14 protein-coding genes and 1 pseudogene are annotated in these 12,907 nt (G+C 69.5%); 10 read left to right on the forward strand and 5 right to left on the reverse strand.

All coding sequences use genetic code 11. The features are described from left to right. Positions 1-201 precede the first annotated feature (201 nt). The 3 genes from ACQEU8_RS11660 (at position 202) to ACQEU8_RS11670 (ending at position 2,847) form a co-directional block, all read left to right on the forward strand. Positions 202-993, forward strand: coding sequence for a hypothetical protein (locus tag ACQEU8_RS11660; RefSeq protein ID WP_433099583.1), 792 nt, complete (start codon positions 202-204; stop codon positions 991-993). Between the two features lie 248 nt (positions 994-1,241). Beyond that, complete coding sequence (locus ACQEU8_RS11665; RefSeq protein WP_433099585.1) at positions 1,242-1,559, forward strand: hypothetical protein; 318 nt, start codon at positions 1,242-1,244, stop codon at positions 1,557-1,559. Between the two features lie 187 nt (positions 1,560-1,746). Continuing rightward, the gene (locus ACQEU8_RS11670) at positions 1,747-2,847 is read left to right on the forward strand and encodes a branched-chain amino acid aminotransferase (protein ID WP_433099587.1); all 1,101 of its coding nucleotides are present in this window, start codon (positions 1,747-1,749) and stop codon (positions 2,845-2,847) included. A 69-nt stretch (positions 2,848-2,916) separates the two neighbouring features. Here the strand turns inward: ACQEU8_RS11670 and ACQEU8_RS11675 are convergent, their stop codons facing one another. Further along, positions 2,917-3,792 carry a hypothetical protein gene (locus tag ACQEU8_RS11675; RefSeq protein ID WP_433099589.1) on the reverse strand — a complete coding sequence of 292 codons (876 nt, stop codon included), beginning with the start codon at positions 3,790-3,792 and terminating at the stop codon, positions 2,917-2,919. Positions 3,793-4,213: 421 nt separating this feature from the next. Further along, a complete protein-coding gene (locus ACQEU8_RS11680; RefSeq protein ID WP_433099591.1) occupies positions 4,214-5,137 on the reverse strand; it encodes a universal stress protein in 924 nt (307 codons plus the stop codon). A 359-nt stretch (positions 5,138-5,496) separates the two neighbouring features. Between ACQEU8_RS11680 and ACQEU8_RS11685 the strand changes: the two genes are divergently transcribed. The 5 genes from ACQEU8_RS11685 to ACQEU8_RS11705 all read left to right on the forward strand — a co-directional run bounded on the left by ACQEU8_RS11685 (position 5,497) and on the right by ACQEU8_RS11705 (position 8,352). Continuing rightward, on the forward strand, positions 5,497-5,898 hold the full coding sequence (locus tag ACQEU8_RS11685; protein ID WP_433099593.1) for a rodlin: 402 nt from the start codon (positions 5,497-5,499) through the stop codon (positions 5,896-5,898). A gap of 348 nt (positions 5,899-6,246) precedes the next feature. Continuing rightward, positions 6,247-6,483, forward strand: coding sequence for a chaplin (locus ACQEU8_RS11690; RefSeq protein WP_433099595.1), 237 nt, complete (start codon positions 6,247-6,249; stop codon positions 6,481-6,483). 154 nt (positions 6,484-6,637) lie between these two features. Beyond that, a complete protein-coding gene (locus ACQEU8_RS11695; protein ID WP_433099597.1) occupies positions 6,638-7,318 on the forward strand; it encodes a chaplin family protein in 681 nt (226 codons plus the stop codon). Between the two features lie 204 nt (positions 7,319-7,522). After that, on the forward strand, positions 7,523-7,804 hold the full coding sequence (locus ACQEU8_RS11700; RefSeq protein ID WP_433099599.1) for a hypothetical protein: 282 nt from the start codon (positions 7,523-7,525) through the stop codon (positions 7,802-7,804). A 140-nt stretch (positions 7,805-7,944) separates the two neighbouring features. After that, a complete protein-coding gene (locus ACQEU8_RS11705) occupies positions 7,945-8,352 on the forward strand; it encodes a rodlin (RefSeq protein ID WP_433102326.1) in 408 nt (135 codons plus the stop codon). 198 nt (positions 8,353-8,550) lie between these two features. Here ACQEU8_RS11705 and ACQEU8_RS11710 read toward each other — a convergent pair whose 3' ends face one another. Then, positions 8,551-8,997, reverse strand: a complete 447-nt coding sequence (locus tag ACQEU8_RS11710; protein WP_433099601.1) for a hypothetical protein — start codon at positions 8,995-8,997, stop codon at positions 8,551-8,553. Positions 8,998-9,272: 275 nt separating this feature from the next. On the opposite strand from ACQEU8_RS11710, the gene ACQEU8_RS11715 reads away from it, so the two are divergent. Next, complete coding sequence (locus tag ACQEU8_RS11715) at positions 9,273-9,767, forward strand: DUF5949 family protein (protein ID WP_433099603.1); 495 nt, start codon at positions 9,273-9,275, stop codon at positions 9,765-9,767. Between the two features lie 13 nt (positions 9,768-9,780). On the opposite strand, the gene ACQEU8_RS11720 is transcribed toward ACQEU8_RS11715, so the two are convergent. Further along, a complete protein-coding gene (locus ACQEU8_RS11720) occupies positions 9,781-10,326 on the reverse strand; it encodes a carboxymuconolactone decarboxylase family protein (RefSeq protein WP_433099605.1) in 546 nt (181 codons plus the stop codon). A gap of 28 nt (positions 10,327-10,354) precedes the next feature. Between ACQEU8_RS11720 and ACQEU8_RS11725 the strand changes: the two are divergent. Beyond that, a pseudogene (locus ACQEU8_RS11725) lies at positions 10,355-10,877 on the forward strand (MarR family winged helix-turn-helix transcriptional regulator). A 15-nt stretch (positions 10,878-10,892) separates the two neighbouring features. Here ACQEU8_RS11725 and dnaK read toward each other — a convergent pair. Beyond that, positions 10,893-12,869: a molecular chaperone DnaK gene (gene dnaK / locus ACQEU8_RS11730; RefSeq protein ID WP_433099607.1), complete on the reverse strand. Its 1,977-nt coding sequence runs from the start codon at positions 12,867-12,869 to the stop codon at positions 10,893-10,895. Positions 12,870-12,907: the final 38 nt, after the last annotated feature.

Below are 12,907 nucleotides of genomic sequence, written 5' to 3' on the forward strand. Positions count from 1 at the left end.
GTTCACGGATGAGGAGGAATATATCCGGCGGCCATTCCGGGCATGCCATGGCCCGGGCGGCCGGTGGGCTGTTGCGGGGTTATGACTTGGGCGGAGGCGGTACTTGATGTTCCGGACCTAGAGTCCTCGGCGAGAGGGCAAGCTGAGGTTCGTCCCGCCGGAGGGAACGCGGTGGGGCGGCCCAGGGCTGATGGGGGAGAGATGGTCAAGCGTTCGCGGATTCTGCTCGGCGCGGTGGCGGTGGGTGTGCTGGCTGCGGCGGGCACCGTGACGGCGATGGGTGCCGAGGACGGCGGTACGGGCAAGGCCGAGGCCAAGAGCGCCCCGCAGGGGAACGGGATCTCCACCAAGAGCGGGTCGGCGGCAGTCGGGACGTACAACGAATTCTCCCGGCTCGATCAGCGCTCGGCGGGACAGTTCGGGTCGGGCAACTCGGTTGCCGGACAGTGGTCCTGGCGTACCGAGCCGTCCGGGGAATACACGATCAATTGGGAGCAGAAGGAGCCGGAGAACCGGGAGCGGTTCCGCCGGTCCAAGGACGGGGAATGGCTGCTGCTGGACGGCTGGGGGAAGAAGGGCCACACCTATTACGAGCAGCGCGTCACCTCGGAGAAGGTCGGTGACGCCGACTGCACGAATATGAAGGCGCTGCCGTCCGAAGGCCGCCGCCAGCACTATGTGCGCTGGAACATTCCCGCCGAGGGCTATTGCCTGGATGCAAAGGGCACCATCCAGGAGGAGAAGGGCGGAAAGACCATCAACTTCCGCCATCGGCAAGTCTGGTCACCGCCGGCTCCCTGCTCCAACGCCACCTTCAAGGACCGAATGTGCATCACTCAGCACGAGGTCTGGTGGGACGACAACAACCACCCGTACGAAAAGACCCTGGACCGCAAGGTGCAACTGGCGAAGGGGCTCGGCATGGCCTTCCGTATCGACCAGAGTTTCCCCAAGCAGTGGTCGGCCGAGATGACGAAGCAGTGGGACTACTGAGCAGTGGGACTGCTGAACCTTTGACCCGGCAGACCCAACAGACCGTGTTTCGGGGGGCGTTGGGGGCACCGGAGGCAGACGGTGAGGGCTTGCGGTGGAGTGAGCCGTGGGTAAGGATCTGGCCCAGGTGGTCGAGACCAGCCGCGGGCAAGGTGCGCGGTGGGGGCGGCTGCCGGGGAGGGCGCGTCCGGGGGTGCGGGTCGGGCGGTGACGCCTGTTTTCCGTACCACCAACGGGGAGGACTGCCCATGTTCCGACTTCCGCCTGTCCTGGGTGTGCTGGCGGTCGGCGCCGCCTTGGTCGTCGTACCTGCTCACACCGCTGTCGCGGCCGGCCCGGCTGCTGGGACGGCCGCGCCCGGCGTCCTCGGTGCCTGTGCCGAGCTGACCGATCAGGGGCCGGGCTGGGCCTCGTTGCGCAACGACTGCGGTGTGGAGATCAGCGGATCCGTCCAGCTGAGTTCCGGGAAGAACCCCAAGTGCGTGTCGATCGCCGCGTACGGCACGAACACCGTGCGCTGGAAGGGGACCGGGACGGCGGAGCACGCGTACGACTGCCTGACGTAGGAGGTACGGGGAAGCGGGCGGCGCGCGGGAGTCGGCCGCGCGCTGATATGCACGCCGAGACGGGATGTGCGCGCCGCCCCACCCCATGCCCGCCGCCTCGCCGCACCGTGGGTCAACCCGTGTCCTGGCGGGGTGCGGCGACTTACGATGCCCGGGCCGGTCGTGGCGGGTGGCGGGAGGAGTCGGTGTGAGTGCTGAGTTTGCAGTGGTGCGCAGTGGGCGGCCCGTGGGCGCCGAGGAGCGGGCGGCGATCCTGGCCGCGCCGGGCTTCGGGCGGTACTTCACCGATCACATGGCCTCGGCCACCTGGACGGCCGACGTCGGCTGGGCGGGGCACAAGGTGGGGCCGCTGGAGCCGTTCCAGCTGCACCCCAGCGCCGCGGTGCTGCACTACGCGCAGGAGATCTTCGAGGGCCTGAAGGCGTACCGGCACGAGGACGGCAGCGTGTGGCTCTTCCGGCCGGACGCGAACGCCGGGCGCTTCGCGCGGTCAGCGCGCCGGCTGGCGCTGCCGGTGCTGCCGGAGAATGACTTCGTCACCAGCGTCGCCACGTTGGTGGAGGTCGACGAGCCGTGGGTACCGGCGCCTGCTGGGGAGGAGAGCCTGTATCTGCGGCCGTTCATGTTCGCCTCCGAGGCGTTCCTGGGGGTGCGGCCTGCCGCCCGGGTCGAGTACGCCGTGATCGCGAGCCCCGCGGGACCGTACTTCGAGTCCGGGGTCACCGGGGTCACCCTGTGGGTGAGCAGCACATACACCCGTGCGGCCGAGGGCGGTACGGGCGCGGCCAAGTGCGGGGGCAACTACGCCGGGAGCCTGGCCGCGCAGCGCGAGGCGGCGGAGCACGGCTGCGACCAGGTGCTGTACCTCGACAGCGCAGGCAAGGGGAACATCGAGGAGTCCGGCACGATGAACCTGATGCTGGTCACCTCGGACGGCCGACTCGTGACACCGGAGCTCGGCACCATTCTGGAAGGCGTCACCCGCAACACCCTGCTGGCGCTGGCCGGCGAGCACGGGCTGACCCCGGTGGAGCGCTCGGTCACCATCGAGGAGCTGCGCTCGGGCGTCGCCGACGGCACCGTCGTCGAGGTGTTCGCCGCGGGCACGGCAGCCGTGGTCACCCCGATCATCGGGTTCAAGGGCGAGGGCCACGACGGCGCGGGCTACGAGTTCACCGTCGGTGACGGCTCGCCGGGGAGAAAGACGGTCGAGCTGCGCGAGCATGTCCTGGACATCCAGTACGGCCGCGCCAAGGACACCCACGGCTGGCTGCACCGCGTCTGCTGAGGCCTGCCCGGCCGGATCTTGCGTACCCCGCGTCGCCCCGTACGGTCGGCAGCTGTGGACATCGCCCCCTCACCGCGAGTCCACCAGACCGTACTTCGCCGACAGCACCACCGCCCGCCCCTGCCGCGGCAGATGGGCGAGAGCCTGCCCGTGGAAGGTGCTGACGACGGTGGAGCGGGGCGCGGGATCGTAGACGGCCTCCTCGTCGGAGGGGGTGAGCTGGAGGCCGGGGCGGGTGACGTGCAGCCGCTGTTCGTGCGCCAACGGGACGACGGCCAGCACTCCCCCGTCAGCCGTACGCAGCTCATAGCTGTCGCGGTGGCGCGGCCGTACGGGTACGAAGCGTCTGCGTGCGCCCTCCGCGCCGAGCTCGTCGTCGCGGTGGCGGTAGGTGGAACGCGCCTCTTTCGTCACGGCGTTGGGGGCGAGTGCTGCCGCCTTGCCGGTGCCGCCGGTCTGCCACAGGTCCTCGTACGTTCCGGGGACGTCGGCCGGCCGCAGCGTGCCGCTCCTGGAGGCGGCGCTGACCTCGGTCGCGAGGCCCGCCCGCGTGGTGGCGATGCGGGGCAACCGCCCGGCCTGGAGCGGAAGTGCGGCGCGGAGCCGCCAACGGGCCACCGGCTGCCGGTTCTGCCCCGTACGCCGGTCCTTGGCGAAGACCAGCACGGTGAGCTGCGGGGAGGGCGCGGTGCGGGTTGCGGTCACCAGGAACCAGGGGCTGCCTGCGGGGATATGGAATGCGGGGTTCCGGTAACGGGTGGGCCTGGAGAACGGGGCGCGCATGCGGCGTGAGAGGGCGTCGTACTGCTTGTAGCCCGCCTTGGACCGCTCGAGTACGTTGCCGCCCGCGACCTCGGCGAGCAGGGCGGCGTCCCGGGCCCGGTCGGCCCTGGTGGCGATCTTCTCGTAGCGGCCGAGGATACGGCGCGCCTGAGCGACGGTCACGGCACCGTGCGGGCCCGGCGGCGCGCTCGTACGACCGTCACCCTCGTTAGCACCACGAGCGTCACCGGCCACACCGGCGTCACCGCCCCGGTCCGGTAGATGGCCGCCACAACCCGCCGTCGTACCGGAAAGGAGGACGACCATGACCGCAAGCGCGACGCCGACGGCGCTCCGGGCGCGGCCGGTCCGAACGCGGGGAGACGGACGAGGGAGGGGCGGGCGACAGCAGGCACGCATGGTGGAGGGCTCCTGGGTGCAAGGCCGGAAGGGTGGTCGCGGCCGGTGCCACCGGGCGACGAACGCTGCTCGGGGCCCGGACCGTCCTTCCGGTCCACTTCCAGGCAGGATGCCTCAACTCCCCCGTGCGATCAGCAGATCGAGCAGAATTCGACCTTGGACGACAGCAGCCCTCCCCGCCGCGTCACCCCTGTGCCTCCCCGTGCCCGCCCTCGTGCCTGTGCCGGTGCCCGCGGTCGGCCCGTACGACAGCGACCGGGCAGTGCGCGTGGTGGAGCACCGCCTGGCTGACCGATCCGAGCAGCAGCCCGGTGAAACCGCCATGGCCCCGAGCGCCCACGACGAGCAACTGGGACTCCTCGCTGGCCGCGATGAGCGCCTGCCGGGTGTACTCCTGGACGAGCCGTGGCGTCACGTGCACGTCCGGGTACTGCTCGCGCCATCCGTCGATCGCCGTCGCCAGCACGCGTTCCTCCTCCGCCCGGTAGAGGTCCACGTCGTAGTACGTGGGCACATGGATGCGCGGCCCCGCGGCGACAGGTCCGGTCCAGGCGTTCCAGTTGTGCAGTGCGACGAGTTCGGCACCGCGCAGCGACGCCTCCTTGAAGGCCCAGCCGACGGCGGCGTCACCGACCTCGGAACCGTCCACCCCGAGCAGCACCGGCCCTGTGGGGTTCTTCCTGCCGCGGGTGACCAGCACCGGACACTCGGCGTGTGCGGTGAGGTAGACGGCGACCGAGCCGACGAGCAGGCCGGTGAAACCGCCGAGGCCACGGGTCCCGACGACGACGAGATCGGCGTCCTGCGACTCGGTGGTCAGGACGGAGAGCGGCTCGCCCGCGATGACCGCGTGCGTGACCTCGATGGTCGGCTGGGACTTCTTCGCGCGGGCGGCGGCCTCCTGGACCGTACGGTGTGCGACGGTGCGCAGACCGCCTTCGGGCGGGCCCATGGCGGACGGGCCGAGGGGGACCTTCATCAGCGGCCAGACGAACGCGTGCACGACGTGCAGCGAGCCGCCGCGCAGCTTCGCCTCCCGGGCGGCGACCTCCACGGCCTCCAGGCTCGACGGAGAACCGTCGACACCCACCACAACGGTCCCGCTCACGACCGCACTCCCTTCCGGGACCCGCCGGCTGCCGCGCTCCCTGGTCCGGCACCTCCGGCTTCCATCCCTCCAGGCATACCGCCCACCGCCCACGACGGCAGGGACGGATGGCCCGAACGGGCGGGCCCACGACAAACCGGTGGGGCCGGAGAGACAGGAGCGCACAGCCGCCTCGGGGCGCCTCCCGGCCCTCGGCCGAGGGCCCTGCGCAGCTGCGGACGAGGGACCGGGCCGATGAACCGAGAATCACATCGTCCCTGGTGAGAGGGTTGTCGTCCGGGTGAACATGCGCAACCAACACCTTGCGGCCCAGTTGTCCAGTGCGCTCCGCGTCCGAGCTCCACGTCAGGAGGACAAGAATGATCAAGAACGCATTGGCCACTGCCGCCGCTGCCACAGCGGTCGTCGGCGTGGCCGCTTCACCGGCTGCGGCCATCGGCAACGACCACGGCACCACGACAGTGAACGGCAACGGAGCGGCCCAGATGTACGGCAACTCCGCCACCTACGGGAACTGGAGCCCCCAGTTCGCGCTGATCCAGGGCTCGCTGAACAAGCCCTGTATCGCAATTCCGGACAAGATCAACCTGGGCTCGCTCATCGGTCTCATCCCGATCACCGTCCAGGACATCAACATCCTGTCCAGCCCGCAGACGCAGAAGTGTGTTGAGAACTCCTCCCAGGTCAAGGGAGACGAGCCGCTCTCGCACATTCTTCAGGACATCCCCCTCCTCTCCGGTAACGGCATCCGAAACCGCTGAGGCAACTCCGGCCGCGGCCAGAGCGGAACGCGGGCAATGGGCCCGGGGCACGCGCCCCGGGCCTTTCGCTGTTTCCGGGACTCCGGTAATTCGCTGATTTGACGGCGACGGCCGAATGTCACCTGTCCGGCGGAGCCACCGGCATCACTCCGCATCACATCGAGTGACGTAACCAACCCGATCCACTACGCCACCAGAGGGATGGGGCAGGTAATTCGGCATAACTCGTGTCGTACGGAACGCGACATCGTTACGAATGGCGACAGCGGAGTTGCGGGCGATCAGCCAGCACTCGTGGACATACGAAATCCGTGGTCCAGGGAAACCCGCTTGAGAAAGGACTCCCACGTGAAGTACACGAAGGTCGCGACCGTCGCCGCAGGCACGCTGATGGCCCTGGGCACCGCCGCTGCTCCGGCCCTCGCCGACTCGGGCGCCCAGGGTGGCGCTTCCGGCTCCCCCGGTGTCATTTCCGGCAATGTCGTCCAGATCCCGATCCATCTGCCGATCCAGGTGTGCGGCAACACGATCGACATCATCGGCCTGCTCAACCCGGCGTTCGGCAACACCTGCGTCGCCGACTGACACCCCCGCACTCGTGAGCGGGAACCAGCTCGGGCCGGCTCCGGTGCGTGGGGCGTGGAGCTCACGCGCCGGAGCTGTCCGGTCTCCTGAGACGCGGATACGGGATTGCGAGAACTCCGCGCCTTCCGCACCAGACTGAGAGCAGGAAGAGACCATGCGAAAGGTCTTGAGCAACAGCCTCCTGACCGCTGCCGCCACCACGGGAGCGCTCACCGGAGCAGCCGGGTACGCCCAGGCCGACGCGGGAGCCGGTGGTGGCGCCGCCGGCTCCCCCGGCGTCGGATCGGGCAACGTGGTCCAGGCTCCGGTGAACGTGCCCGCCAGCATCTGCGGCAACTCGGTGGACGTCGTCGGCGCGCTGAACCCGGCCTTCGGCAACAACTGCGGCAACGGGCATGTCAGCACACCCCCGCGCCACCACCCGCCCCGGCAGAGGCCGCACCAGCCTCCGCAGCTGCCCCCGCAGCGGACCCAGGAGCCCCCGAGGAGCGCCGAGGAACACCCGCCCGCGGCACGCACCCCGGAGCGGCCCGCCCAGCCGGAGCGGCCCGCCCGCCCCGTGGAGAACCGCAGTGAGAAGCCCGCGGACCGGCGCGTCGAGGAACGTGCTCCGAAGACGGAGAAGGCGATGCCGCCCGCGGCCGAGGCCCGTGAGGCAGGCCCGGCCGGCCCGGCGGCGCAGGCCGCTCCACGAGCGGCCGAGCACGAGGTCGCGGCTTCCGAGGTGCTGGCGGACACCGGTGTGGGCAGCGCTTGGGGCACGACGGCGCTCGGCGTCGGCACGCTGCTCGGCGGCGTGGTGCTCTACCGGCGTGCCACTCCGCGTCGCAGCTGACCGGTCCTCACGCCCGGCCGGCATTCAAGGCGCCCGTGAATCGCGGAACCGTTTCACACACCGTTCCGCGATTCGCTCGTAACGGGCGAGGGCGAGCGTGCGTGACACGTAAAGGCGAGAAGGCGCGGTTTCCGGCCTGCCGCGTGTTGTCACCAGGGCAGGCGCCGTCGGAAAATCGCACATTTCCGGGAGAAGAAGCACCCAATGAAGTACAGGAAGACCACCGCCGTCATCGCCGGTTCTGTGATGGCTGTGGGCGCCGCGCCGGCCGCCTTTGCGAGCGAGCCTGAGGTCGGCCCGCGCGTAGGCCTGAACCGCGGTCTCGAATATGCCCTCGGAAGCGGCGAACTGCTCTCCTCCTCCCCCCCACTGGGTGTGGATGGTCCGCAGTTCGACGCCTTGGTAAAGGCTGTGAAGCGCCCACTGAAGGACGGAAAGCTGATCGGCGATCAGAATCTGTTGGGCGGACTTCCGCTGCCCGAGTGACAGCCCCGCGCCGGTAGGGGATTAACGGGTCACGGCGTACACACCATTCAGGTGAAAAGGAAAAACTCATGAAGCGGAAGACAGTTAGACCCGACGTCCCAGACTTCCGCACCATTCCAGGAAGAACGGTAGAACCCATGATGAAGAAGGCCCTGTCCACCGCTACGGTGGCCCTTTCGCTCGTCGGTATCTCCGCGATGGCCGCCCCGCAGGCGCTGGCCACCGGCAACGACACCGGCACCACCACGGTGAACGGCAACGGCGCCGACCACAACGAAGGCAACGCCGCCACCTACGGCAACCTGAGCCCGCAGAACCAGCTCCTCCAGGGCTCCCTGAACAGGATCTGCGCCCTGCCGTTCGAGAAGATCAACGTCGGGTCGCTCATCGGCCTCATCCCGATCACTGTTCAGGACATCAACATCCTGTCCGCCTACCAGTCCCAGAAGTGCTCGGACAACTCGTCCCAGGCCAAGGGCGACGAGCCGCTGTCGCACATCCTGGACGACATCGCGGCCCTGTCCGCCAACGGCGAGCGGAACCGCTGAGCCACCGGCCCCCGGGCCGACGCAGGGACCACATAGAAGAAGCCACCGGCACCCAGCCGGTGGCTTCTTCGTGTGACCCCGTCCCGACCGCCTGCCCCCGCCCCACCGCGTCTCCCGCCCGGGCCACGTCCCGCGGAACGGCCACGCCTCGCGCCCCGGCGAGTGACGCGGTGTCAGTGCAAGCGGCGCATCGCGGCCTCAGCGCCGTAGCGCGTCGGTCGCCCGGGTGGTCAGCGGTCCTACCAGGGGGAGGTCACCGAGGGATGCGCCGCGGGCGAGCGGGCCGGTGACGGCTGCGGTGCTCAGCGGGCGGAAGTCGGCGATCTGGGTGCCGACGGAATTGTCCAGCGGATCCGTGCCGGTGTTGGCCAGCGGGTCGAGCTGGAGATCGTTGACCGACTTCAGCGCGCTGCCGAGCGCAATGCCAGTGCCCCGTACCGTCCCCCTGGCGGGCGTCACGAGGCCCTTGGCCAGGGCCCCGGCCGCGATCTCACCGCCGGTCTTCCCCGCGCCGCCGGGCTCGGCCGCTGCCGCCGCCGGGACGGCCGAACCGAGGGCAGCGCCGACGGCTGCGGCGAGCACACCGGCCCGTGCGAATTGGCGCGGGGCAGGTGCTTTGTGGCGGGCGGTTCCGGTCTTCAACATGTTCACCACCGAGTACGGGTTGCCCAGGCAATGGACAACGTATTGTGACCATTCAGCTCCATAGCGTAGTCGTCTGATTGGGGTGGCGCTCCAAACCACTGAGGCCGGGGAGGGTTCCCGCCGGCACACGTAACCTCCGGGCGACAGTCGTCAGCACCCAGGGGACGCACAGCTGAGCGACAGTTCCCCCGGTGGCATGCTCGGCCGCCAAATGTGGTCATTCAGGGTGATTCTGGTACCGGGTGCAGCCCTCGTCGCCACTAAGGTGCCCCTCCATGACCTCCCTCCAGGCCGCCCAAGGCGGCATTCAGCAACAGGTCGGCACCCTCAGCGTGGTCGGCTGGGCCGGTGAGTACGGCGACGGGCGGGATGTGGCCTTCCTGCTCGTCTTCTCACTCGGCGACGGCGCGGGCACCCGGGAGGAGACCGCCGCCGGGATGCGGCAGCTCGCCGAGGCGGCCGGACTGACGGTCGGCGGCAACATCGTGGACGCCACCTCGGCCGGGCGGCAGTTCCCGGTGACCGTGCTCGTCGAGGGCGGGCAAGTGGCGCTGACGATGCCGAACATGTCGGTGAAGTACTCGACACCGCCCGAGTGGATTGCCGCGGCACACGACCGCGGGCACGTCTACTTCCTGTTCGCGACCCAGCCCTGGCCGCTGCACCTCGGCAACGAGATCCAGCAGGAGGAGCTCCGGGAGTTCCTGAGCGACGAGGTGCTGTCCACCTCGGCACACTGCCTGCTCCCGGTGCGCCGCCTCGCACGCTGAACCCCGCGCGGCATCATGCGTATGGCTCCAGCTCCGCGTCGACAGGTGCGCCGGTGAGCCTGTTGGCCAGGGTGGAGAGGGTGTACGCGCCGATGCCGAGGACGACTTCGAGGGCTTGCTCCAGGGTGTAGCCGTGGACGACCAGGGCGTCGAGCGATCCGGTGTCCACCTCGCCGGCCCGGTCGAGAACCTCCATGGTGAAGACGCGGACGGCTTCCAGGCGTTCGTCGTGGAGCGGGCGCGCTTCGCGCAGGGCTTCGATCAGCTCCTCGTCGGCGTCGAGGGCACGCAGCTTACGGGTGTGCATGGCGACGCACACGTGACAACGGTTGCGGGTCGCAACAGTGAGGATGACGGTCTCGCGTGCCAGCACATCCAGGGTGGCGGCCTCGAAGGCGGCGCTCATCCTGGTGAACGCCTCGAGAGTGTGCGGTGAGACGGCGAGGCGGGCCATCGCTGAGGGGAGGAAACCGAGGCGCTGCTGGGTGGCCTCCAGGATGCGGCGGGAGGCGGCGGGAGCGGACTGCGGGGTGAGTCCTGGGAAGGCGGTTCCGGGCACAGCTGGCCCCTCTTCTAGAGTAGTCAACGTGGTTGTCGAAAAGAAGGTAAACCAGGTTGTCGAACTTGTCGAGGGCCGTCATGACTGAGCGCGAACGGTGGGGGTTCGAGCTGCCGTTGCTGCTGTTCGCCGGGTTCCGGTCACTGATCGACCAGTTGCACGCAGAACTGGCCGACCACGGGCATCCCGAACTGCGCCCGGCACACGGCTTCGCCATGCAGGCCGTCGGACGGGACGGAGTGACGGCCAGCGAACTGGGACGGCGGCTGGGCGTCTCCAAGCAGGCGGCCGGAAAGACCGTCGACCGGCTCGCGGCACTGGGCTACGCGGAACGGATCGCCGACCCCGCCGACGCGCGGCGCAAGCTCGTCCGGCTCACCCCGCGCGGCCACGACGCGCTGGTGCTCTCCGGTGCCATTTTCGAGGAGCTGCACGGCCGGTGGGCCGACCAGTTGGGCCGGGAGCGGCTGACGGAGCTGGAGAACGCGTTGGAGACCGTGGTGGGTCCGGCGGCGTTCCGGCTGGACGCCGCCGGGTGGTTCGGGGACTGACGAACCCCTGCCGGGTCAGCTCTCGCCTTCCCGGTCCCCTTTCGTGCCCGGTCCGGTGGAGCCGCCGGATGTCCCGGGCCCCGCGGAGCCGTCGGCTTGCTCGTCGTCGACGATCTCCGCGTCGACCACGTCCTCGTCCGGCGAAGCGGCGCCGCCCTGTTGTGCGCCCTCGCCGGTGGGCTGCGTCCCCTCCGTACCGCCTTGCTGTCCCTCCCTGGCCTTCGCGTACATCGCTGTGCCGATCTTCTGGGCCGCGGCCGTGGTGCGGTCGACGGCCTCGCGCAGGGTCGCGGTGTGTTCGGTGGCCCGGGCCGGGTCGTCGGGGGTCTCGGCCAGCTTCGTCTTGAGGTCGGCGAGCGCTGCCTCCACCTCGGCGCGGATTTCGGCGGGCACCGCGCCCTCGGCGGTGTCGGCCAGCAGGCGTTCGGTCTGATAGGCCAGCTGCTCGGCCTGGTTGTGGGTCTCGGCCGACTCGCGTCGCCGCGCGTCCTCCTCGGCGTACTGCTCCGCCTCGCGCACCATGCGGTCGATGTCGTCCTTGGGCAGGGCGGAGCCGCCGGTGACCGTCATGCGCTGTTCCTTGCCGGTGCCCAGGTCCTTGGCGGAGACGTGCATGATGCCGTTGGCGTCGATGTCGAAGGTGACCTCGATCTGCGGCACGTTGCGCGGGGCCGGCGGCAGACCCGTCAGCTCGAACATGCCCAGCTTCTTGTTGTACGCCGCGATCTCCCGCTCACCCTGGAAGACCTGGATCTGCACGGAGGACTGGTTGTCCTCGGCCGTGGTGAAGGTCTCCGAACGCTTCGTCGGAATCGTGGTGTTGCGCTCGATCAGCTTGGTCATGATGCCGCCCTTGGTCTCGATACCGAGCGACAGCGGAGTCACATCCAACAAAAGGACGTCCTTGACCTCACCCTTGAGCACACCCGCCTGGAGCGACGCACCGATGGCGACGACCTCATCCGGATTCACACCCTTGTGCGGGTCCCGGCCGGTGAGCTCCTTGACCAGCTCCGTCACCGCGGGCATCCGGGTCGAGCCGCCGACCATGATCACGTGGTGGATGTCGGACAGTTGCACGTTCGCGTCGTTCACCGCCTGGTGGAACGGCGTCTTGCAGCGCTCCAGCAGGTCTTCCGTCAGCTGTTGGAACTGGGTCCGGGACAGCTGCTCGTCCAGGTGCAGCGGGCCCTCGGCCGTGGCGGTGATGTACGGCAGATTGATCGTCGTCTCGGTGGACGAGGACAGCTCGATCTTCGCCTTCTCGGCCGCCTCGCGCAGCCGCTGCACCGCCATCCTGTCCTTGGACAGATCGATGCCGTGGCCGTCCTTGAACCGTTTGACCAGGTGGTCGACCACCCGCTGGTCCCAGTCGTCACCACCCAGATGAGTGTCGCCCGCGGTGGCCTTGACCTCCAGTACGCCCTCGCCGATCTCCAGCAGCGACACGTCGAACGTACCGCCGCCCAGGTCGAAGACGAGGACCGTCTGTTCCTCCTCCTTGTCGAGCCCGTAGGCCAGCGCGGCGGCGGTGGGCTCGTTGATGATGCGCAGCACGTTCAGGCCGGCGATCTCACCGGCCTCCTTGGTGGCCTGCCGCTGGGAGTCGTTGAAGTACGCGGGGACAGTGATGACCGCGTCGGTGACGTCCTGGCCGAGGTAGCTCTCCGCGTCCCGTTTGAGCTTCTGGAGGACCCGGGCCGAGATCTCCTGTGCGGTGAAGGACTTGCCGTCGATACTGCCGGACTCCGGGAAGCGCCAGTTGGCCTCACCCATATGGCGCTTCACGGAGCGCACGGTGCGGTCGACATTGGTGACCGCCTGCCGTTTGGCCACCTCGCCCGTCAGCACCTCACCGCCCTTGGCGAACGCCACCACGGACGGCGTCGTCCTGGCACCCTCGGCGTTGACGACAACCGTGGGTTCGCCGCCCTCCAGGACGCTGACCACCGAGTTGGTGGTGCCGAGGTCGATTCCGACAGCGCGTGCCATGGCCGTCCTCCTCAGGAGTGCCGGCCTCCGCGAGCGCG

The organism is Streptomyces sp. CA-250714, assembly GCF_050936705.1.
Lineage (GTDB): Bacteria > Actinomycetota > Actinomycetes > Streptomycetales > Streptomycetaceae > Streptomyces.